Source organism: Spirosoma sp. KCTC 42546, from assembly GCF_006965485.1.
Taxonomy (GTDB): domain Bacteria; phylum Bacteroidota; class Bacteroidia; order Cytophagales; family Spirosomataceae; genus Spirosoma.
Genome location: NZ_CP041360.1, coordinates 886,555 through 910,065, shown reverse-complemented (window position 1 = coordinate 910,065; position 23,511 = coordinate 886,555). Strand labels below are relative to the sequence as shown.

The following is a 23,511-nucleotide window of genomic DNA, read 5'->3' as shown; positions in this document are numbered from 1 at the left end:
AACTTACATTCTGACTATCAACAACTTAACTTAAAATATCATATTCTGCCATCTAACAGGGTTGGTTTTGTACTCCTATAATATTTACAAACTTACATTTTGCTTGAAATTATATCTGATTGCAGACTGATTCACAGACACTTACATTTTTATGTTCAAGTTCGTCAACTCCCACCACTGAAAATCAAGCACTTAACAGATAATGTTAGGTGCTTTTTTGTTTGTGGTTTACACGTTGGTTGAAACATTCTTTGTTTGGCTATTCTTAGGTCTGAGAGTGGTAGAAAAATAACGTTCGGGTAAATCAGGATTATTTGGCTAACAATCCCAATCCGGCGGATAGTTTTGCAAAATTTCTAGAGCTAATGGCTCTCCATAAATAGTACGACCCTCGATATTCCATTGTGGTAGACAAAGTAGATCACGTAAATCTAAGTTGGATTTGTAAGCGTGCTTCTCAACATAGTCGCTAACGGCTAACTTAGTAACCAAACCCTCTAAAGGAATGGCTTTTCTACTCCATTCTTCGAATTTCCCTGAATCAGGCCAGAGTACTACATCACAACCTGCTAATGCTTTGAATTTATCTGGGTTATTCCAGGAGTTTCCAGTCGATCCACCTGAGGCTAGCCAGTTAAATTCTGGATAAACAATGCTAGCAGTAATGGCTGTTGATTCACCTTCGACAAATGCAACTTTCTTCTTAGGGTACAAGGATATAAGGTGCAAACCAAAATAGCACTGCTCCAGGTAGGCCTTCTTTTTTCGTAATAGGTACTTCCCAGCAAACCAAACGCCAGGGTCGGGTTCATAATGACTCGTTTGCTGGTTAAGCTTGGGAGGAAGCTGCTCTGGTTTTGCTCGTCGTCCTGTTATAGGGCTAAATGGAATTACCTTGACTTGGCATAGATTGCCAGCCTGGTCATATTGAGGCAAGGTTGTAGCTAACGTATTTTGAAACATCCAGTGTTTAGATGTTCCGAGTCGATATAGTTCGAAGGCTTGATATGTTTCTGATATGCCAAACCTAGTAGACAGCCAAAGAAATAAACCGTTCCGCTGAAATCCCTTACGGCAAGATTCGTAACGTTCGTTTGGAATGTAATCCGGCTTAGTTGATGGGGCACTTCTTGGTGGAAATGGCTGCCGTGAAGTATAATAGCCATCCTCAAGACCATAAGTACGCGCCAGTTCATAAATAGCATCAGTCATAGTGAGTCTATGTACTTGGGCATAGGCGGTTACTGGGTAAATTCGGGTACCAGTTTGAAAGTTTTGAATATATGGCTTGCCTCGCTGGTCATTACGATAAAACACTTCAGCACTATGCTTCGTGGTATCGAACAAACGAATAGGCTGCCCACCTTGACGTAATTCTACCCCTGTGACAGATTCCAATATGTGAGTCCCGAATTCAATTTCCAGATGATCGCAGAGAGTGGTTAGCTTCATGCTGTTATTGTCAAATGATAGTGCCAGAATAACTTTGGCAGCTTCAAATGAATACTGTTACTGCCAAAGCCCTATATATGGCCCTTGGCAGTAACAGTATTCATTCGACCTCTTTAAGTAAGTAGTAGTGATTACGCCCTGCTTTACGGTCGGATAACTGCACTAAGCGCCCATCGCTGTTATACATTTCCTGGGGCTCATCCTGAATAACTTTCAGGCGTTCACGAATTGTCGAATTTTTAGCCGAAAACTCTTTTTCGAGTATTCCTACAACTTCATGCTTTGGAATAGGTCCTTCGGCCAACAGGGTAGTTAACCGATCGGCGATATCATCCACATCTGCTTTTAATTTTCGTTGACTGGTAGCTGCTTCCATTGTCGAGGCATCAGCTACTATAAGACTATAGGTAGTCTCGTTGTAGGCCAGATAAAGTGGCTCTGGGCGCTGGCACCGACGGGTTTTGATATAACGTAGCCGAATAAGGTTTGTATCATTACCTTTTGCATCCTTTTCGAAGCCAATTTGCATGACGGTGGCTGATTTGTTAGCTGCCTCTGTGCCAACATGCCCACGAGCTTTTTCAGTGCCTGGATTTTGGTGAATGACAAGTAAGAAGGTAGAGTCGTAATTGTCACATAGATTTCCGAGAAAATCAAATAGTAATAGTGCTTCTTCACTTCTGTTAAAATCACCTACGCAGTCGGTAACGACATCAATAATGCAGAATAAATGTAACAAACTATTATCACGCACATGAGCAATAAATGCTTCAAGTGCCTGTTGTCGTCTAGCACGGCCTACACCTTTGATACTGGTAAACCGAAAGTTGTCAGGTTTGTCTTCAATGCCTAAGCCTGCATTTCGTTTCATGCTTTGAATGGCAAAGGGTAATTCCTCTCGCCGATTCCGCTCACTGTCTATGTAACAGAGACAATACCGTTCTAGGGAAGTTCGCTCATAACCCAGCGCCTGGGGAGGTTTAAGGTTAGGAGACAGCATCAAACCACCGAACAACTCGGCTAACCGGGATTTGTGCGATCCAAAAGTCCCCTGAATAATATTAACTGTACTTCGTCCAACAATAGGAGTGCCATCGCGACTTATTAATGGAGGGGAAAACACGATCGGCTTAGTGGCCAGTTCTGTCAATTCTTGCTCGAGTGCCAGTAGAGAACTCAATATAGGTTTTGCAGGAGCATCCGATTGATTACTGGTATTATGCAGGGACGGATCAGGGACTCGATTCATCTCATCAATGACAAAACCGTTTTTCGCACGTAGTTGTGCTACATCCAATTTACTTTCATCTGACTTATAACTATTTGGGAATTCATCCAAATAGTTGTCTTCGTTAGTAAAAGTTGTAAATTGACGGGGCAAATTGATCTTAGTAAGGTCATTAGCCTTATCTTTGTGCTGTTCAAATTTCACTCTTTGAATACGATTTTCAGCCTTGAAACTGTTGGCGCGGTTTCAAGGCTATTTTATTAATAAACGCTTTGGAGAATAGGTATGAACAGCCTATTGGCTATTCATATAGGAGATGAGGTACCAGCGACAGACTGGTCCTATGCAAACAATCATCCATTGATATACTTTTCTACTCGGATGATTGTAGCCATTCAAGCGGGCGTTTTTAACCACTCCAAAAATTTTTCGCGATCAAAACATTTTCGTCGTGAGCGGCCCTTAATGACTACACCTTCAGGCATCTCCGCAATTTTTTGATTTAACGTTCCTGGTGGCCAGCCAGTCATTTCCATAACCTGCTTTTTAGAGAAAATAGGCAGAGGAGCTACTAAAGGAGAAGCGGTGGCTGGTGGTTGATGTTTGATGTCAATTAACAGCGCTTCAATAGTACTGAGACGCGAAGCAATAATTTCAAAGGGATTTTGCATAACCAATCGGGATTTAATTTTCGACTGGCACAAATCAATAGCAAACAAAGGCGGTTTGACCGGTTTAAACCGGTGAATTTCTTTTTCCTTCCAACACAAGTAAATCAGTATCAATGCGTTTCTGTTGAATATTCGTTAGAAACGGTTTGACCTTTTTCATACTGTTAATCATCGGTATGATTTCTTTCCCCTCTAATCCTGTCCGTTCATTTGTTTGGCTGAGTTTATTATAATGCTGCATAAGTTTTTCCCCGCTTGTGTAGCCATAGTGTTTCGCTATGGTATTTGAGTCGATTCTTTCGATAGTTTGATCTCTATAGATATATAGAAGCGCGACTTCACGTAACGATAATTTAGGGGCTGCTTTATTATTATCATTGGATACAGCATGCTTTTCCCCTTTACTAATTAGCTCCCAATCGACTACCTTATTTTCTGATAAAATTCTTACCCCTTTTGGTATGTCCAAGTTAAGTTCACTTAAGAGCTGAGCAGCCTTTTGAATTTCGGCTAGGTAAAAACGGTTTTTGCTTTTTAAAAATGCCCTGATTAACTCAATAGCTCTCTCATCATTAATAATCTTTTTCTCGCAGGTGTATAATAGCTTACTTTCTCTGCCACCTCGAGGTATAGAAAAATCAAATCCCCAAAGCGTTAAACTATTACGGTAATACTCAAGCCAAATATCAAATACCTTATTCTTACCTATTTCGTAGGACATAACCATAAATTGGATTAAGCCTTCATAACTTTTATGGAAGTGTCCCCTATTGCGCAATTTTAGGAGATCGCTCAGGTTTGCCACCAAATCTAATTTCCCCTGATTTTCAGAGCCTTCATCGCTCCCAAAGCTGCTAGTCCTATCCATGCTATATTTTCTAAAAATTTTCTAAAAAACTTGGCTATAAGACCCATAAACCCTCATTGGGTAACATCGATTTAATGTTACATTTGTCTTCAATGGGTAGTGTCATGCGTTTATCGCCTGGCGAGAAGACAACGTTTTTTTTATCTGCACTATATAAGTTTCTGGACGTTCTCCAGGCTACGAGCTATTAAAATGCTATCCAAAAGAACCCTTTCTGAACGCGACATTTGTACTAAGTATATTACACCGGCCATTGAGCAGGCTGGCTGGAAAGATAAATTTCTGGAGGAGGTTACATTTACAGACGGTCGCATCTACGTCCGGGGGAAAATGACGGCGCGAGGAAAAGCCAAACGGGCTGATTATATTCTCTATTATAAACCTAACATTCCTGTAGCTATAATTGAGGCCAAGCACAATAAGCATTCTATCAGTGATGGTATGCAGCAGGCCTTAGAGTATGCCCGTATTCTTGATATTCCCTGTGTATTCTCGTCTAACGGTGACGGTTTCGTATATCATGACCGAACCGCTACTGACGAAACGATTGAACAGGAACTGGATCTAAATGCCTTTCCGACTCCAGATGAGCTTTGGCAAACGTATAAGCGATATAAAGGCATAGAAACTACAACCGCTGAGCTCATTGCCTCACAGGATTACTTTCTGGATAGCACCGGTCGAAAACCTCGTTATTATCAGCAAATAGCCATAAACCGAACTGTTGAAGCTATTGCTAAAGGTCAAAACAGGATTCTTCTCGTTATGGCGACAGGCACTGGTAAGACCTATACGGCGTTTCAGATTATCTACCGTTTATGGAAAAGCGGTTTTAAAAAGCGTATTCTTTTTCTTGCCGATCGCACTGCCCTGATTGACCAAACCCGACGAGGAGACTTTAAGCACTTCCGTGATAAAATGACAGTCATTCGTAAAAAACTGGTGTCGATCGATGGGAAGGAACAAATGGTATCAAGCCGTAAACGGGGTATTGACTCAACCGACAAGGCATACTAAATCTATTTAGGTTTATATCAGGGGTTGACTAGTTCAGAAGGAATTGATGCTTTTAAGGACTTTTCACCCGACTTCTTTGACCTTATTGTAGTAGATGAGTGTCACCGGGGCAGCGCATCTGAAGATTCAGCCTGGCGAGAAATCCTGGCTTACTTCAATAAAGCTACGCAGATTGGTCTGACGGCAACACCTAAAGAAACCTCCCACATTTCTAACAGTGAATATTTTGGCGATCCAGTCTATACATATTCACTTCGGCAAGGTATTGACGACGGATTTTTGGCTCCATATCGAGTCGTGCGCGTTGGCTTAAATATTGACTTGGAAGGCTGGCGACCCGAAAAAGGGAAGAAAGATAAACGTGGCAATCCGGTTGAAGACCGTATCTACAATCGTTTAGATTTCGACCGAAATATTGTTGTCGAAGAGCGTCGGAAATTAGTAGCGCAGAAAATTACTGAGTATCTGCACGGTCAGGGTCGATTCATGAAAACCATCGTGTTTTGTGTTGACATTGAACATGCTGAAGGGATGCGTTCGGCACTGGCTCGCTGCAATGCTGATTTGGTTAGCCAAAACAGCAAATATGTCATGCGGATTACGGGCGATGAGGAAGAAGGTAAGCGAGAGCTCGACAACTTTATCAATCCTGAGGAACGTTACCCAGTCATTGCGACAACATCAAAATTAATGACAACAGGCGTTGACGCGCAGACTTGCCAACTGATTGTTCTCGATAGTAATATCCAGTCGATGACTGAATTCAAGCAAATAATTGGCCGGGGAACACGTATCAATGAGGAATTTGGGAAGCTCTATTTTACTATCCTCGACTTCCGAAACGTTACCGATCTGTTTGCTGACCCAGCTTTCGATGGCGATCCAGTACGCATCAAAGTTGTCAGTGAGGACGATACAATAGAACACGTAGAAGATGAAGAAATAGCTGCTGATGTACCTATAATAGATGAAGAAACGGGTGACGAACTTATACCTGAGCCCCCTAAAATTCGGTATATCGTTGAGGATAACGAAACTCTTGTTAACGACGACCGTAAAGTGTTTGTCAATGGCGTAGACGTAACCGTTCTGGCTAGTCGTGATCTGATTTTTGACAATGATGGAAAGGCCATTATGATAGGTTTGAAAGACTATACCCGCGACAAATTCAGAGCAAAATTCCAGACTATGACCGAGTTCATGACCTACTGGAATGCAAATGACCGTAAAGAAGCCATCGTCCAGGAACTGACCGAACAAGGAGTCTTGCTTGACACATTTCTTGACGCCGTAGATAAAGACGCGGACTTGTTTGACTTGATTTGCCACGTCGCATACGACCAAAAACCGCTGACCCGCCAGGAGCGAGCTAATGAAGTAAAGAAGCGTAATTACTTCACTAAATATGGCGAACAAGCTCGAGCTGTATTAGAAAGCCTTCTTGATAAATATGCTGATGAAGGCATTCAAAACATTGAAGATGTAAAAGTCTTACAAGTGAAACCCTTCGACCTCTTCGGGTCACCGATGGAGATTATAAGAACCTTCGGTGGTAAAGATAAATATCTTGAAGCCGTTCGAGACCTGGAAGATCAGATCTATAAAATCACTGCCTAAAGCAAAAACTACGTTCAGTAAAATCGTTGCTATGCCCCAACGCATTGAAATCATCAATAACTGGAATCTCAGAAAGCTGTTTGACCAGATGGAACAGGGGAATATAAAAATCCCCCGTTTTCAACGTGGTTATGTCTGGGAACGGACTAAAGTGGTCAAATTACTCAATAGCATTTATAAGCAATTTCCTATCGGATCACTGTTTTTGTGGGAAGCTGACTCACAATTTGCTCACTTTAATCGGGAGATTCCTGAACTAGGTCTGCCTGCTGAACCAGAGTCAGGCCGTTATCAATTTATCTTGGATGGGCAGCAACGTACCACCTCATTATTCGTCGCCCTACGTAACAAAACCATCCGTACAATTAACTACGGTGCTATTTGCTTTAACCTGGAAAGTTGTGAATTCAAAATTCCGCGCTTACTCAGTGATCGGCATAACGAGCCAGCGTGGAAGCTAATGGATACTGCGGCTTATTCCGAAGTTTTACGGCGCTATGTTCTCTACGATGCGGAGAATAAAACAGATTTTGCTTCGGCCTGGGAAAATTGTCGTCAGCAATTCTCGGACTATCCAATTAGCATTATCAAGTCATCGAATATGCAGTTGGATGAGGTAGTCGATATTTTCGAGCGTATCAATCAAGGAGGGAAACGGCTCTCATTGTTCGATCTGGTACATGCTGGTGCCTGGGCTACGGATTTTGATTTACGTGATAAAGTAGATGAGTTTAATCAGGAGCTCCCTATCAAAGTGTATGGTGCAATTGATTCAGAAGTTTTTACACAGTCGCTAGCTCTCAATATCTTTAATGATTGTCTTCAAGGCAGTCAGCTCAAATTAACGGCTGATTTAGGGCGACAACATTGGACCCAGACTGCAGAATGCATTCGTCGGGCAATTGACTATTTACGAACCTTAGGCGTAGCGAATTATTCTTTTCTACCCTACAACTCTCAACTCTCAGTTATTCAGCATTATTTCTACTGTTCAGGTCGTTCGTCTGCTCGTGCTGAGCATGTAGGTCTTTTGAACGAGTGGTTCTGGACGTCTACCTTTTCACAACGTTTTTCAAGCTCAAGCTTAAGCCGAATGAAAGATGATACCGAATGGGTGAGGAGTTTGTTAGCAGGCAGTGCACAGCCAAATACCTTCCCGGTTACGCTGACAGTTAGCGATTTGATACGGGTAAAAATGAAGAATGCGTCGGTTGTTAAGAATGGAGTTTTGTGCTTAATGGCTCTACAAAAGCCACGCGATTTTCATAACGGGCAACCCGTTAATCTGGAACAAACACAGGTATCGCGTTCAAACTCACAACAGAACCATCATTTATTTCCTTATTCACGACGACAGGAATTAGGAATAAACGATCAAGATATTCATTCAGTGGTGAATTTTGCTCTAATTTCGGGGGCGCTCAACCGCGAAATATCGAATAAAAAGCCAAGTCAGTATATGCTAGGATACGCTGACGAAACAGGTGCAGAAACCCTTATAGCTGACTCAAGGGCCGAATCTGGGTTTATGAACTATCTGGGTAGTCATTTCATAGACCGCAAAGCCTATAATGCCTTACTACGAGACGAGTATCCAGCGTTTGTCCAAGCAAGGGGCGAACAAATCTTGGAGGCAATTAAACAGCGAGCAGGTAACGCGTATGCTAGAACAACATCTGATCAAACACCTTTGGAAGAGATGTCAGTTGATGAAACTGAAGATGTAGTGATTACCGATTAATTTATATTCTCATTGTAGTTTAAATGGCCAACTTACAAGGCATTATTAAATCCATCCGCGACATCATGCGCGAAGACAAGGGCGTCAACGGCGATGCTCAGCGTATTGAACAACTCGGGTGGATGTTATTCTTGAAAATCTTCGACGATAAGGACCAGGAAATGGAACTGCTCGTTGATGATTACGTATCGCCTATTCCAACTGATTTTCAATGGCGTAACTGGGCTGCTGACTCAGAAGGAATGACTGGTGACGTACTTCTTGAGTTTGTGGATCGACGGTTATTCCCTACGCTACGTGAGCTGTCCCGTACCGTCAGTGTCGGTGGAGCTAATCCACGTGCATTGCTCATACAGGAGGTATTCGAAGGGAACAATAATTACATGAAGTCAGGGACGAATCTGCGTAAGGTTTGTAATAAGCTAGCCGAAATTGACTTCAATAGTGCCACTGAGCGGCATCTCTTTGGCGACCTGTATGAAAACATTCTACGGGAACTGCAATCGGCAGGCGATAGTGGAGAGTTTTATACTCCCCGCGCTGTGACTCAGTTCATGACCGATACGATTAACCCTCAACTAGGCGAAATTATTTATGATCCCGCTTGTGGCACCGGAGGTTTTTGACGGCCGCGATTGAGCACCTAAAGCAACAAGCTAATAACGTAGCTGACCGGCAACTGATCCAAAAAAATGTACGGGGGACAGAATATAAACCACTGCCTTTTGTACTGGCGTTAACCAATCTTATTCTGCATGATGTAGAACTGCCCCTCATTGCGTACGATGACTCTCTGAGCCGAGAATACACTAGCATCCGCGACCGCGACCGGGTTGATGTGATTCTGGCTAACCCACCCTTTGGTGGAACGGTAGCCAACGGCAACGAAGGTAATTTTCCGCTAACGTACCGGACCAAGGAAAGTGCCGACCTATTTCTGGTCCAGATGATTCATCTGCTGAAAGCGGGTGGCCGGGCGGCTATCGTGTTGCCCGATGGCTCCCTGACGGGCGACGGGGTGAAACAACGCATCCGCGAAAAGCTACTAACCGACTGCAACCTACATACCATTGTCCGGTTGCCGCAATCGGTGTTTGCACCCTACGCTACGGTAAGTACTAATCTGCTCTTTTTTGAGAAAAAACAAAGTATTGATCTGACTCCCGGTGCCGGGCCGCTATTCGATGCTCCCCGAAACCACAAGATGGCGACCAAAGAAATCTGGTATTACGAACACCGGCTACCTGATGGACAGAAAGCCTACAGCAAGACCAAGACTATCCGGATAGAGGAGTTCGATGGACTGAAAGCCTGGTGGGAAGCCCGCGAAGAAAACGACCAGGCCTGGCGCGTACCCATTAACCAAATCGTGGCCCGAAACTTTGATCTGGACATTAAAAACCCGCACCGAAAAGCCGAAGAGGCTCCCGTTGAAACAGCTGAATTGTTGGCATTGCTGGGACAGTCGATGCAACGGAGTATAGATTTATTAGCAGAACTGGAGCAATCTTTAGTTTAACGGCTCGATTAATGTTTAAGAATTATAAAATCAGTGATTTTTTAACCCGTGTACGATTTCCTGTACATATTGACGATGAGCTGTCGTATCGGTTAGTTACGATACGAATGCGGCATCAGGGAGTCTGCCTGAGAACAACCAAACCAGGTATTGATATTGGGACTAAGACAATGTACCGAGTGAAGGCTGGTCAGTTTATTCTTTCTGGCATTGATGCTCGCAACGGAGCCTTCGGAATAATACCAGAAGAGCTAGGTGGGGCCGTTGTTACAAATGACTTCTGGTACTTTGATATTGATGAGTCGATTATTGATAAAGCCTACTTTCTGTATCTGACCTCAACCTCATTTTTTGATAATCTGTGCCGACTAGCCAGCGATGGGACTACCAATCGGGTGCGTTTGCAGGCGAATAAGTTTTATAGTTACGAGGTCTCATTACCACCAATTGACGAGCAACGTGTGGTGCTTGAGCAACTGCTACAGGCAAATGGCAAACTCAACGCCCTCCAAACCGAACTTAACCAGCAGGACGAACTACTCAAAAAACTCCAGCAAGCCATTTTGCAAGATGCCATACAGGGCAAGTTAACAGCCCGTTGGCGGGAGCAACACGGCCCAGCCACCGAAACCGGCACCCAGCTCCTCGCCTGTATACAGGCTGCAAAAGCCGAACTTGTTAAGCAGAAGAAACTAAAAAAAGAAAAGCCACTGCCACCCATCACCAACGCCGAAAAACCGTTTGAATTGCCGGATGGTTGGGTTTGGTGTAGGTTGGGGGAAGCAGGGATATTAGATAGAGGGAAATCAAAGCACAGACCACGTAATGACGAAAGGTTATTTAAAAATGGAAGTGTACCTTTCATTCAAACAGGCGATGTAGCTCAATCAAAAAAAACAGGCTTTTTAATTAAATCCTATTCCACAACGTATAATGAATTTGGATTGGCCCAAAGTAGGCTTTGGCCATCAGGGACACTTTGTATCACTATTGCTGCAAACATCGCTGAAACAGGATTTCTTACTTTTGACGCTTGTTTCCCTGATAGTGTAGTAGGATTCACACCCCTAAATGATCAGGCCACATCTTCATTCGTCCGGTACTTTATTGACGTATCGAAATCTTACATTGAGCGTTATGCTCCAGCAACCGCCCAAAAGAATATTAATCTTGGTATTCTAGGGGAGCTTTATTTCCCCCTTCCACCCCTCACTGAACAGCAAGCCATTGTTGAAGCTGTGGAGCAGGCGATGGAAAAGCTGGGCCAATTGCGAGATGAATTAACTCATCAGCGCACACAGGCCGGAGAGTTGCTCAAGGCGTTGCTGCACCGGGCGTTTCAGGTAGAGGAAGCAAACGAAGTTGACGTGGCTACGCCAGTGGAAGGGTAGCCACGTCTTTCTAATTGTTGCTAACAGGCGTTAGTTTGTCTTTAACCTTAGACAAACTGTCATATTGCATTTGCAGCTTAATGGCTCGTATCTTCTGTTCAATCAGGTCGTTGTCTCGTGTGGCATTAGCAACTGGTGCCGTCAATGACGCTGGCTGAACTAGGGTAGCCGCACTGTTCAGGGCATTTCCCGCATTGGCAATCTGCGATGCCGATAAGCCCGGTTGCTTGATGCTCAGCTTGCGAATACCACCTGTATTTAAATCGTATTCAACGCCTGTGCTTGAGGATTTTTCGGGCAGAAAAGCCAGTTTACCCCATTGGGGCATTACGACAGTCGCCACCGCTACAGTCTTTTGTGGAATGGTCTTACCGTCTTTCTTGCCATCGAGCGTTACCTTAGTCCTTGCCCATACCGGAACATTATACGACAATCCCCGATTATCAAGCGAGGCACTGGTCGACTCACTTATGTAATCAGCCATTTGTTTCTTAAATGTATGCGATACCACCAGTTTATATACCTTCTGAGCTGCGGTATCAGGCTGGGCAGCAAACGTTACAAAATCCCGAAGATAATCATTCTGATACGTACCCGCATCGGGGCTAGCATGCAACACAGGCGTGCCATCTTTAGCTAATGAAAACAAGTTTATCGTTTCTGTAGGATCTGTATTGGCCGCTGGCTTATTAAGCAGAATATCCATACGGAGAATCAGCTGCGTTTTGGTTTCATCAAACGTCAGATGCGACAGCAAGGCTTCTTCCATCTTATCAAGCTCTTCGAGTTTCCGTTTAAAAATACCTTCCGATCCTGCGTTATCATCCTGCTGGATAAGAGCTGTCCGGGCTGCCCGCACGGCTTTAAGATCACTCTTACGTTTTTGAAAACTGGTTAAATCATCAGTATCAGGATCGGCCAGGTTAGCGCCAGTTTGCTCATTGGCCGATTTGGGTAAGATTAGTGTAGAAATGATACCAGCGACACTCTGCACACCCTGCACCACCAGATCGAATGTTTTGTCCTGATTGACCATATCACTTTGTGTCATTTGCCCCAGTTCATTGAGTGTGGCCGTGAGTTCACGATTTTTATTCCACTTGTTTTTTAGCTCAATGTAAAACACCTTACTGGGGTCAGGTACAGGGCGGGTAGTAATTTTTATTTCCTCATCCTTAATTTTATAGAAGGTGTAAGAATCCCCATTGGCAGCCCATTTACTTTGCAGTTCTGTTGCATCTTTTGTTCCTAAGCGTTCCTTTAAAGCTTCCTCCCAGCAATTGTCGCCTTTATCACGGACAATACGCATCACTGGAATTTCGACGGAGATAACTGTCATGGGTAGTGTATAATACAATCCTCCTTCACTGTTTTTGGTTTCTGTTGGGATACTCTCTATCCGTTTTACGGTCAATAACGACTTTTTGGTCAAGAAAGACGGATTGCAACTGCTAAAGAGTAAAAAAAGCAGCAATGTAGAGATGCGAATGGGATAGAAATTCATAGCAGTGGTTATTAGCGGATTTTGAGAAAATAATCAGTTCGGAAAATTTGGGTAAGCAGCCCAAGTTCAGCATAACTTAGTTTAGACGGGCACGTATCGAGATTTTCCATTAATTCCCGGTAAGTGCGTCGAACCGGTTGGTTAGGGTCGGTCTGACGGGCTTTTCGATACAAGGCGTCCGTAAACACGCTACCTGTAGTACTACCACCCGTTATATTGGCTGTATGCGAAGCTCCCAGATAAATCATTTGATAGGTTTTAGCCGGGTCTTGAGCTGCCTGGAGGCACGAGGTGAAAAATGTTTGTCGAGAATTATTAAACTTTATTTCATTGCTAAAACGCAAGTTCCGAAGAGTAGTAATGGCTAAAAATCGTTGGTTATCGGCCTGGCGGATAGCAGTGCGCCTACGGGATGCCGATACTTCTGTGGGTTGGTGTTCTAGAAGTGAAAAATCGTACGACTCACCCGAATGGCATGCATCCACAATCATAACGAGTCGTACGCCACGCTGATAGCTATTCCAAATCGGCCTTAATAAGTCATCTACAATACGTCGGTCACTGGCTACTAGTATACCATCCATACCTGATAGCTCATCATTGTCTAAATCAGGAGTAGTATCACCATGTCCACTGAAGTAGAAAACGACTAAATCGCCGGTCTTTGCTTTAGTACTCATCGATTTCAGGTTTTCTAAAATAGAACTGGCCTGAGTGTCTGACGTGCTACTTAAGATTTTAATATTTGGATCTTTGAACTTTGCTGCCTGCAACAGCTTTTGTATTTTTTCGAGGTCTTTGGCGACCCCAGCTGTTGCATTATTATCAAACGGATGTCCTTTTGAACTTACAGCTGTTGTCGAACGTACACCGACTAAAACTGCATACCCTTCCTGTTGTGCTAAACCAACTTTTAGATTAAAAAAAGCACAAGCGCCACACAGTGCGCTTTTATAAAGACAGCGTAGATTCATGAGTCGGAAGCAATTCATTAAACTTCTGCAAACTACACTAGCTGCTAGTTACTGGGCAATGGGAAATTTCCCGTATCTCAGCGCGAAATCACCTAAAGAATAGCTTAACGTACAAACTTTTTATTATCGAGCAGTAATCAACTCATTTTCAGAAGTATTTATTACGTATACTCAACCAGTAATGATGGTTAATATCTTGCTTTTACCGCAGATGTCTTACCTGAAGGGTATAGAGTTGATGCACCGAAATACAACAGTAAATGCATAATTTTGAATCGTACTTGACTACACTAATTCCATGCCTCCTACCGCTGACGATTTTTCTAATGCACTAAACAGCCTGCTCCAACAGGCTCAACAAGCTAGTCAATCTCACCTTGTTGTCAATTCTGGTAATTTGCATCGTCAGGTTGGTGGCTACCCAGGCCCAAATCATCGAATGCCAATGTGCTGTCGTGTAATGCGAGGTGCTAGAACAGAAAATGATGTTATTCTTGAAGCACCCCCTCTGGGCGATGGAGCATCATTAACTATCAAATACTTACTGCCACGACCATAAATATTCGATTAACTTTTGCTCATTTAGTTTGCAGACACACCACTCCATCGAAGCCATACATAAGGTATTTCAGACAAATGACAGACCAGTTTTAGCTACCTGCGAGGATCTGAATGATTACGTTTGTAAATACCGGTATGTTGAGCGGCAACTTAACGAGTTGTTAGCTTGGGGATTTCTTAAAGAATGGGGCATCCCTGTTCCAGATGCTAGCCTGGTGACTGTCAAACCTGAACATATCACTACTGAGGCATTGCGGGAAGGTGCGCGATTGACATTCTTCGAACGACCTGTATTTGGCTCAATTTATTTGCAGTATGCCCGTGAAGTAGATAATTCTTTGACGGCCTTGGGGGCAAATCGAAACGATGTTCTGAAAATACAAAATCGGGTAGATTTACTTCGAATAGCACTCTTCGATCTATGGACAGCGAATGAAGATCGCAATGGTAATAACTATAATTTGCTTCTAGTACCTATTCAGTCAGGCAAATTTTTCATCCATGCGATTGACCACGCAGCATGTTTTAATTCTGGTAACGTTGGTCAGTATACGTTATCGTCTTTGACTGAAGAGGATAGCGTTCTATCAACTGACTTCTGCCGATTGCTCTATGCGAACAGTACAGTTTTAAAGCGGGACGGTGAAATTGTGTTGTCATCTTTCCGACAAAAGTCGCACTTTGTGCAAAAGCATTACCGAAAATAGTGAACTTTGTGCCCCCGTTATGGAATATTGATACTGCTGAACGGCAGCAATGGCTTATTGAAAACCTTTTTGATGACGCCTGGTTAAGCCAGGCAGAGTCAGATTTCAGGCACTATTTACAGCTATTATTACGTTAATATACAAAAGCAATAGAGTAATGAATCCCTAAAAACGGTCTTCTTATATGACAACATTTTACAGCATAATATACGCCAATATTCGTCCATCCCTGGATGAACGGGTGAGTATTGCCCTGTTGTTACGTGACGATAACCGCCTGATTTTTCATTACGCTCCAGAAAAATTAGATGCTCTCCGAGTATTATTACCGGCGGAAGCATATAGCCTAGCTCGTACGCTTGTCAAAAATCTAGATGAGTATATAGGAAATCCGGAACCTGTTAATAAATACTTCAACTATAAAGTATCAATAGAGCCGTTTGAGCGTCGATTTTTAGAGAAAAGCTATGTGTCTTATCTAGCAACATATAGCAACAATCTAATAACTTTCTCGGAGCCTAAAGCGATTGACTTACCCGTGACGGACGATGTATTTATTCGTTTGTTTCAAAAATATATTCATCAGGACTGGGAAACTGCCCGTAAACACGCATCAAATAGCAATGTTGTGGAACGCGTCCGTCGTGAATTGTATCCTAAAGTAAAAGGACGGGTTAATCTGGATGCCACAATTACTGCTCAGGTTGTTCCTGGCCTTATTGCACCTACAAAGGTGAATATTGCCGGCCGCAACGAAGTCGGCATGATTGGACAAGTAATCGACTTCGAAAAGAAGCAACTTTATTCACTGGAAGCAGATATAAATCGAATTGTTGCCTTAGCAAGAGCCTTCGAGGCTAACGGCGAAGTAGATGGTAAGTACTTCCTGATTGGTAAAGAGCCAGGTCTTAACTTCCCGTTTCAGCGAGAAATATGGCAGAACGTTCGCCAACAGCGGACATTTGAATTTGTACCAGAAAACGAAACTGAGCGGATCGACGAATACATCGCCAAACATAATGTGCAGCCACTCATGCCAGAAGATACGATTGAAGCTGAAGGCTAGATAGGGCTTTATCCCAGTTTAGGCAATCGTGATCTTGAGCTTTCTATATTTTTTGCTTTCTTCTTCACACTATTGTCATTCCTTTTCTTGCTGGTAACGTCTGATAAGATAGATTTTTGGTCACTTTTTACAGCTAGGTGAGTTTCTGACGCTGTAGTTTTATTAGCCATTGGGTGTAGTAATTGGGCCTCACTATAAGGCTTTGAGCTGCGAAGTGTCTGCTGTAGCTGTTTTTGTAATGATCCTGCGCTAAACTCTTTACCGATGTTACGTCCTCGAATGAAACGACCGTTGGCTTCAAACGTAATTCCTGTTATAGCTCCTTTCCCCTTTTTCTGTTTTCTATGCTGGAAATGGATCCGAATTTGCTGTAATTGAAGCTTTTGAGCCAGCTCAACCAGAGAAGAAACATTAGGAAGTTCTGCAACTACAACCGCCTGAATTTGGTGTTTAGTTTCCATCCATTCCGCGGACATCACCCGCCCGTTAACTACGTTAGAACGTTGCCGTTCTGCAGCAACGATCAGGCCTTGTCGTTTGGCAATGCGTTTGGCTGCTTCGCGGCTACGATCTTTGCAAAAACTTTTGTCAACCGTACGACCATCAAAATCTACCCGACTCATCACTAAATGGATATGGGGATGAGTGGTATCATTATGTTTTACTAACAACCACTGTATATTATCGGGATCAAGACGAAGTTCACGCATATAATCCTCAGCTAACCCAATTAATTGGGGGTCAGTCAGTTTTGGGCGGTCATCCGCATGAAATGCTAAGGCAGTGTGCCATACCGCAACCCCTAAATCTGTATTTAGCACTCTGTGCCGATTGAAATCCGATATCATCTGTTCCATTGACCCTAACCGTACGCCATTAGCCGCCAAAATTTCGGCCTGCTTATTAGCCTGTAAATCGTCGTGATGGCCTTCGAATAGATACCGCACTACCCCACTAAAGCTACGTCCTACACTTACTTTGGCAATCATATGGGTATGTTGATAATAGGTACGTCCTTCCGATCAATTCTTCGAATTCGATCATACTCATCCAGAATAGCGCTTATTCTTTGTATGAGGCCTGTTACTTGAACAACCACCGCCAGAAATCCTGCTGTATCCGCCTGCCTTCCCAGTTGCTGTAAGTAATTAGACTGATTAGCTAACTGCCCTAAAATCCGCTCTTGCTCAACGGTTGCTAAAGGCGACAGTCCTTTACCCAGCCCGTTCATTTTCATTAAACGTCGAATTAGCCCAGCCATTGATCCATGCTGTCGTTTTGGCCTTGCATTGCGGCTAGTAGGTACAAATAACGGTTCATGACCAGCTAGTTTTTTGAAGTATTGGTATTCGCTTTCGGTTAAGGCAATCGTCACTTTATGACACCGAATCTGCTCCGCTTTTTTGGTTGGGCGTCCCGAGCGTTTAGCTTGCGAATCTTGGTTGAAAGTATGGCCTTGCTCCATAGCCAGATTTAGAGAATTCTAAGTGAAACAATCATTTCCCCCCGGCGAAAAGACAACTCGCTCCAAATAAAAATTATCAATCTTCTAATAATTAGCCGAAAATATTCTAATAATAACATTTTTTCTAACGTTCATTTGACAAATCTATAATAATTAGCCGAAATGATGTATTTTTAAGTAAAAATCAATTGTAGACATATGATGAACGCTACGACGAAAAAGGACTTACTCTATGTGTTTCGAAAACGTAACACGAAACGCAGAGACCTGCTCTTTTTACACTACCAAGAATGGTTTGAATCTCCCCTAACGGCTGATGTACTGGCTCAGAAAATTTCAGATGATTTAGGTATCGAGGTAGGTCCCAGTATTATTTATCACATCCGATCTAAACATAAACCCAGACGATCTAAACTAGCTGTGAACTCAGTAGGTAAATCAGCAATAGTTAGCCCTAATCCCCAAGCACTTGCCGTAACAGTACCCGATTTAGATTCACTTACTAAGCAATCTTCACTCATCCAATTCCTACCAAGCTAATCACTATTTACCGAGCAAACCGATGAAACAATTTCACTTTATCCTTCAAGCCAAAGGTGGCGTAGGTAAATCATTTTTGACATACCTCTATGCGCTGGCGAATGAACACGAACCCTCCATTTTGTTTTTAGATGTAGATAACTCTACGAAAACTAGTGATCGCCAATTGGCCTTCCTTAGAAGCCAGAAACGGGTAGCTAAGCTTTCTCTTTTCAACGAACGCGATAAACAAGATAGGCAATTACTACTTCGATCGGTATTGGAGTTATCGGCCCTTCCCTATAATCACTATTTTTTGGATTTTGGAGCACCAGAGTCCGAACAACTTCCCGCTTTACTTCGACGGGATATTCCCGCAGCGCTTTTCAAACGGGTTGAGCGGCAAACACAAGGCCAGTTTATTTTCCATATTGTCATTGGTGGGAATACGGCGTTCAAACCTTGTATTGAATACCTTGTGGATGTAGTGACCTTGCTTGGTCAATTATTTCCAGTCATTGTACATGCTAACCAATATGGTTTCGTGGGGCCAGCCCGCTCAGACCAACAAACTGTACTACAACAGTTTTGTCAATCAAATGCTATACCTCTGCAAAATTTCGGCAACATCGATGCCGATAGTGAGGTTGGCAAGCAGATTATTCATTATGCGCAATTAGGCAAAGGCTTATCTGAATATGACTTCTTAGAGCGTATGTTAATGGAGCGGGAAATTGAGCAATTAGTAACCGAACAGAGTAATGCAGGTCATTGACGATCGACGGGCAGCGGCACAACGCAAATATGGATTTGACGTAGGTAAAACAGGGGCTTTATTGCTACTTGAAGTTGATGAAGTTGGTAGCCGCTATCAAACGCTTATTCAACAGGCAACAGCTGGTATCAGAGAAAGTCAGCAACCATTGCAAACCGATAATCCCAAGGCGGCTTTCTGGTATGGTGTAGGTCGTAATGGAGTTTGGACTATACCAATAATGCTTACTATTGCTATAGTGAGTTGGTTTTATTCTCAACAGCAAAGCTATCAGGCGATTAAAGCTACGTTAGATAAGTACCCGAATGCCGCCGAGTTTCAGTTTTTAATGCAATTGGGCCAGTTGGAGCGCTCAGAAGACGGAGCTTTAAATTTAATTCTTAGGGCAGCTCCGTCAAAAGGTACTATTGAAGCGGGTAAACATTATGTGTACAACAGCGACTGTAAGTGCGTGAAAGTACCATTGCATTATTGATAGCAATGTAGGAGGGGGTTTTGATTAGGTGCTTTTTAGTTGAAGAGCCTTCCAGGCATATGCCTGCTTAACTTTATCAAACGATAGCAGTGCCTCCCCTGAAACAGTTTCTTCCGACGTTTAAGTAAACTTTTTCAATAAAATTGGAGACATAAAAACATCACCGACAAAACCAAAATCTTTACCGTTGACGCGTCTTAATGGCCCACTGAAGGTTTTAAATACTTTATCAGAAGGAACTTTCTTCGTTGGTTTTACTGATAAAGGTACCCAGAATAGCCCATCCTTACCAGTACGTTCTTCCAAGCGAAGAGCGACAAAATTACCTGGTTGAACACGTGACATCCATTGCTCATATTTGAAATGCCCAACTACAGTCTGACTAACCATAAAATGGGCAATCTTTTTGTCGGTAATTAGATGGGTAACAACTCCTATTTGCCCAGGTATATCTTCATAAATTAGATTATTCGTAAGCAGCGGGAAACTCTAATACGGCTTCTTGTTATTTGGTTGGATTGTTGAGGTGGCCAGTTTAGTAATTGAGTAAGATCAGACGAAGTTTTACTTTCTAAAGCACTGATTACTAAATCTTTCGTGTATGAAATGGTTTTTATGCCTTTGTTTCGGTTTTATCAGCTTAAACACTTGTTTTGGGCAGTCATCCACCATAGATACGTTATCTACCAAGGAGAGTCGTTCTACAGATGAATTATATATTTTAGCTTTTGGGTTTATACAACAAAAGAACTATCAGCAAGCTCTTCCACTCCTCCAAAAGGTCCTTAAGATCAAAGAGCAGGTCGTAGGTAAAAACCATATCGATTATGCCAACAGTCTCAATACTCTTGCTTTGTGCTATCAGGTCATGGGTCAATACGAGCAGGCCATGCCACTCTGTCAACAGGCTCTTAAAATCAGAGAGCAGGCTGTAGGCAAAAACCATCCTGAATATGCTAAAAGCCTTGACAACTTGGCTGAACTTTATCAAAATATAGGTCAGTATGAGAAGGCCCTCCCGCTTTCCCAACAAGCCCTTAAAATTAGGGAGCAGACATTAGGTAAAAACCATCCCGACTATATTAACAGCCTTAGTAATCTGGCTGGACTCTATCAAGACATAGGTCAGTATAAAGAGGCTATTTTACTCTGCCAACAGTTACTCAGACTCACTGAGCAGACTGTAGGTAAAAACCACCCTGAATATGCAGAGAGCCTTAATACTTTTGCTTTGTGCTATCATGGTATGGGCCAGTATCAGCAAGCTCTGCCACTCTATCAACAGGCTCTTAAAATCAGAGGGCAGACATTAGGCAAAAACCATCCTGAATATGCTAAAGGCCTTGACAACTTGGCTGAACTCTGTAAAGACATGGGCCAATATGAGCAGGCACTCATATTCTACCAACAGGCTCTTAAGATCAAAGAGCAGACAATAGATAAAAAACAACCTAGCTATACTACCAGCCTCAATAATTTGGCTGGGCTTTATAGAGAAATAGGCCAGTATAAGCAGGCCCTTTCACTCTATAAAGAGACACTCTTGCTTACAGAGCAAGCTGGATACAAAAGCCATCCTAATTATACTACTAGTCTTAATAACCTTGCTACAGTCTATCGACAAATGGGGAGTTATGAGCAGGCCATTCCTCTCTTGCAACAGGTACTTACGATCACAGAGCAAGTAGAAGGGAAAAAATACCCCCACTATGCAAGGGCACTTAATAACCTTGCTGTAGTTTATCAAGAGATGGGCCTAAATAATCAGATCCTCCTACTCTATCAACAGTCGCTCTTGCTTACAGAGCAGGCTGTAGGCAAAAACCACCCTAATTATGCCACCAGTCTTAGTAATATAGCTGTAGCCTATCAAGACATAGGCCAGTATCAGCGGGCTCTCCCACTTCTCCAACAAGCCCTTAAAATCAGCGAGCAGGTTGTAGGCAAAAAACATCTTGACTATGCTAACAGCCTCAATAATCTGGCTGGACTCTACCAAGTCATGGGTCGGTATAAAGAAGCTATTTTGCTTTGTCAACAGGCACTTAATATTAGAGCGCAAGCCGTTGGCAAAAAACATCTTGACTATGCTAACAGCCTCAGTAACCTGGCTGGACTCTATCAAGACATGGGCCAGTATCAACGGGCTCTCCCACTTCTCCAACAAGCTCTTAGAATTAGAGAGCAGGCTGTAGGTAAAAATCACCCCAAGTATATTGACGACCTCTATAAACTGTCTGAACTTTATCAAGCCATGAGCCAGTACGAGCGGGCAGCCGACTTTCTGGCACAAAGTCAGGCGATCTTTAAAACACAACTGCGACAGAATCTACCAATCCTGACTCCTAAAGATATAGGAACCTATCTAACGAATAATGATGATCGTATTCACGCTACGCTATCATTAGCATATAAACATTCCCTTCAAAATTTGGCTATCCAAGGTTACAATGACATTCTAACTCGCAAAGGCTTACAACTGCTTGCCATCCAAAACCTCCAGAAACTCACCCAACATGCTCAGGATACAACCGTTGTCCGGCTACAACAACTCTATATGGGCATTCGTAAGCGAATCAACAACGCCTATGCCAAGGGACAATTAAATAATATAGAAGTACTGCAAGCACAGGCTGATTCCGTCAACCAACAATTCCTGACTCTGTTGCCTCAGTATAAACAAGCCTTTGATGAGCTAACCATTACCTGGCAACAAGTTCAAAAAAAACTCAAGCCCGACGAAGCTGCCATAGAGTATGTCCAGTTCCGGTACTACGACAAAAAATGGACCGAAACTACATTATATGCAGCCCTTCTCATACGACCACAGATTGCAGCTCCCCAATTCATTAAACTTACTGACGCACAGCCTCTTCAACGGTTGGTCTCACAAACCTTATCACCTAAGAATATCAACACTCTCTATCAAGGTGTCAAGGGAGACTCCCTATATCGACTTTTGTGGCAACCTATTGAAAAAGCTCTCAACGGAGCCAAAACTATCTATTACTCAGTTGATGGATTGCTTCACTATATTGCTTTGGCCGCTATACCCACCCCCACAGGCAAGCCTTTAGGCTTGCAAGATAACCTTAAACTTATTCCCCTCAGCTCAACACGCCTACTTACACAGTCCACTCGACAAACTGACCTATCATACAGCCCACAAATGAGTGCCGTCATATATGGAGCTATGCACTATGACCCCGATAGTAGCTGGATTTATACACGTCACATCTCTCCAGAAGCCTATAATCATTGGCTTGAACAATCGGCTCAACTGACCGATCCCCTTTTCTGGATCAACCTGGATAATACTCAGCAGCAGATAGATACAATTCGAACTCTTATTCCCCAGGCATCGGTGCAGAGTGGCGCGGCTGCCTGTGAAGAGAGTATCAAACAGCTTTCTGGCCATGCACCACTGGTACTGCACCTGGCCACTCATGGCTTCTATAAGAACCGAGTTACTACTGCTTTAGAAAGCACTCAAAGTCATCTCCTCGCCCGACTTTTAGCTACCTTGCCAGAACCAATGGAGCGCTCTGGGATAGTGCTTAGTGGTGCCAATTATGCCTGGTCAGGTGGGAAACTGCCCAACGACTCCACGGAAAATGGGATCTTGACAGCCTATGAAGTGGCTGACCTGGACCTTAGTCAGACCCAATTAGTAGTGCTCTCGGCTTGCCAAACGGCTCTTGGAGACTTACAAGGCAGTGAAGGCGTGTTTGGGTTGCAAAGAGGTTTTAAGCAAGCAGGTGTTCGTTATCTATTGTGTAGTCTGTGGCCTGTTGACGAAGAAAAGACCAATGAGTTTATGAGCTACTTTTACACTAACTTAGCACAGGGTCAAACCATTCGTCAGGCATTTCAACTTACACAGAAGGCCATGGAAAAAAACTACCCCAAAGAACCTTATTATTGGGCCGCTTTTACCCTACTTGAATAATAAACTGCATTA

At 43.1% G+C, this 23,511-nt stretch carries 16 protein-coding genes and 2 pseudogenes; 9 read left to right on the top strand and 9 right to left on the bottom strand.

Annotation, left to right across the window (positions count from 1 at the left end; translation table 11 throughout):
• Positions 1-318 precede the first annotated feature (318 nt).
• From EXU85_RS03780 to EXU85_RS03765, 4 genes are all read right to left on the bottom strand, one after another.
• Positions 319-1,452, bottom strand: coding sequence for a DUF6371 domain-containing protein (locus EXU85_RS03780; protein WP_142770792.1), 1,134 nt, complete (start codon positions 1,450-1,452; stop codon positions 319-321).
• Positions 1,453-1,552: 100 nt separating this feature from the next.
• Positions 1,553-2,884: a hypothetical protein gene (locus EXU85_RS03775; RefSeq protein ID WP_142770791.1), complete on the bottom strand. Its 1,332-nt coding sequence runs from the start codon at positions 2,882-2,884 to the stop codon at positions 1,553-1,555.
• A gap of 191 nt (positions 2,885-3,075) precedes the next feature.
• Positions 3,076-3,351: a hypothetical protein gene (locus tag EXU85_RS03770; RefSeq protein WP_142770790.1), complete on the bottom strand. Its 276-nt coding sequence runs from the start codon at positions 3,349-3,351 to the stop codon at positions 3,076-3,078.
• Positions 3,352-3,415: 64 nt separating this feature from the next.
• Positions 3,416-4,219 (bottom strand): hypothetical protein, encoded by an 804-nt coding sequence (locus EXU85_RS03765; protein ID WP_142770789.1) that lies wholly within the window; start codon positions 4,217-4,219, stop codon positions 3,416-3,418.
• A gap of 192 nt (positions 4,220-4,411) precedes the next feature.
• On the opposite strand from EXU85_RS03765, the pseudogene hsdR reads away from it, so the two are divergent.
• The 4 genes and pseudogenes from hsdR to EXU85_RS03745 all read left to right on the top strand — a co-directional run bounded on the left by hsdR (position 4,412) and on the right by EXU85_RS03745 (position 11,504).
• Positions 4,412-6,853: pseudogene (hsdR, locus tag EXU85_RS03760) on the top strand (EcoAI/FtnUII family type I restriction enzme subunit R).
• A gap of 31 nt (positions 6,854-6,884) precedes the next feature.
• The gene (locus EXU85_RS03755) at positions 6,885-8,594 is read left to right on the top strand and encodes a DUF262 domain-containing protein (protein WP_142770788.1); all 1,710 of its coding nucleotides are present in this window, start codon (positions 6,885-6,887) and stop codon (positions 8,592-8,594) included.
• 23 nt (positions 8,595-8,617) lie between these two features.
• Positions 8,618-10,113: pseudogene (locus EXU85_RS36100) on the top strand (N-6 DNA methylase).
• Between the two features lie 11 nt (positions 10,114-10,124).
• A complete protein-coding gene (locus EXU85_RS03745) occupies positions 10,125-11,504 on the top strand; it encodes a restriction endonuclease subunit S (RefSeq protein ID WP_210422434.1) in 1,380 nt (459 codons plus the stop codon).
• A 10-nt stretch (positions 11,505-11,514) separates the two neighbouring features.
• Here EXU85_RS03745 and EXU85_RS03740 read toward each other — a convergent pair whose 3' ends face one another.
• Complete coding sequence (locus EXU85_RS03740) at positions 11,515-13,008, bottom strand: hypothetical protein (RefSeq protein WP_142770787.1); 1,494 nt, start codon at positions 13,006-13,008, stop codon at positions 11,515-11,517.
• Positions 13,009-13,019: 11 nt separating this feature from the next.
• A complete protein-coding gene (locus EXU85_RS03735; protein ID WP_168207734.1) occupies positions 13,020-13,982 on the bottom strand; it encodes a caspase family protein in 963 nt (320 codons plus the stop codon).
• Between the two features lie 587 nt (positions 13,983-14,569).
• On the opposite strand from EXU85_RS03735, the gene EXU85_RS03730 reads away from it, so the two are divergent.
• Complete coding sequence (locus EXU85_RS03730) at positions 14,570-15,250, top strand: HipA family kinase (RefSeq protein WP_142770785.1); 681 nt, start codon at positions 14,570-14,572, stop codon at positions 15,248-15,250.
• Positions 15,251-15,434: 184 nt separating this feature from the next.
• Positions 15,435-16,316 (top strand): hypothetical protein, encoded by an 882-nt coding sequence (locus tag EXU85_RS03725; RefSeq protein ID WP_142770784.1) that lies wholly within the window; start codon positions 15,435-15,437, stop codon positions 16,314-16,316.
• Positions 16,317-16,324: 8 nt separating this feature from the next.
• On the opposite strand, the gene EXU85_RS03720 is transcribed toward EXU85_RS03725, so the two are convergent.
• Positions 16,325-17,305: a relaxase/mobilization nuclease domain-containing protein gene (locus EXU85_RS03720; protein ID WP_142770783.1), complete on the bottom strand. Its 981-nt coding sequence runs from the start codon at positions 17,303-17,305 to the stop codon at positions 16,325-16,327.
• Positions 17,302-17,781, bottom strand: coding sequence for a hypothetical protein (locus EXU85_RS03715; RefSeq protein WP_142770782.1), 480 nt, complete (start codon positions 17,779-17,781; stop codon positions 17,302-17,304). The genes EXU85_RS03720 and EXU85_RS03715 overlap by 4 nt, the downstream gene beginning before the upstream one ends.
• Positions 17,782-18,343: 562 nt before the next feature.
• On the opposite strand from EXU85_RS03715, the gene EXU85_RS03710 reads away from it, so the two are divergent.
• Both EXU85_RS03710 and EXU85_RS03705 read left to right on the top strand, forming a co-directional pair.
• Positions 18,344-19,075 carry a hypothetical protein gene (locus tag EXU85_RS03710; RefSeq protein WP_142770781.1) on the top strand — a complete coding sequence of 244 codons (732 nt, stop codon included), beginning with the start codon at positions 18,344-18,346 and terminating at the stop codon, positions 19,073-19,075.
• Complete coding sequence (locus tag EXU85_RS03705; protein WP_142770780.1) at positions 19,062-19,550, top strand: hypothetical protein; 489 nt, start codon at positions 19,062-19,064, stop codon at positions 19,548-19,550. The genes EXU85_RS03710 and EXU85_RS03705 overlap by 14 nt, the downstream gene beginning before the upstream one ends.
• Before the next feature lie 120 nt (positions 19,551-19,670).
• Here the strand turns inward: EXU85_RS03705 and EXU85_RS03700 are convergent, their stop codons facing one another.
• Complete coding sequence (locus EXU85_RS03700; protein ID WP_371732037.1) at positions 19,671-19,952, bottom strand: hypothetical protein; 282 nt, start codon at positions 19,950-19,952, stop codon at positions 19,671-19,673.
• A 199-nt stretch (positions 19,953-20,151) separates the two neighbouring features.
• On the opposite strand from EXU85_RS03700, the gene EXU85_RS03695 reads away from it, so the two are divergent.
• A complete protein-coding gene (locus EXU85_RS03695; RefSeq protein ID WP_142770778.1) occupies positions 20,152-23,499 on the top strand; it encodes a CHAT domain-containing protein in 3,348 nt (1,115 codons plus the stop codon).
• The last annotated feature ends 12 nt before the right edge of the window (positions 23,500-23,511 follow it).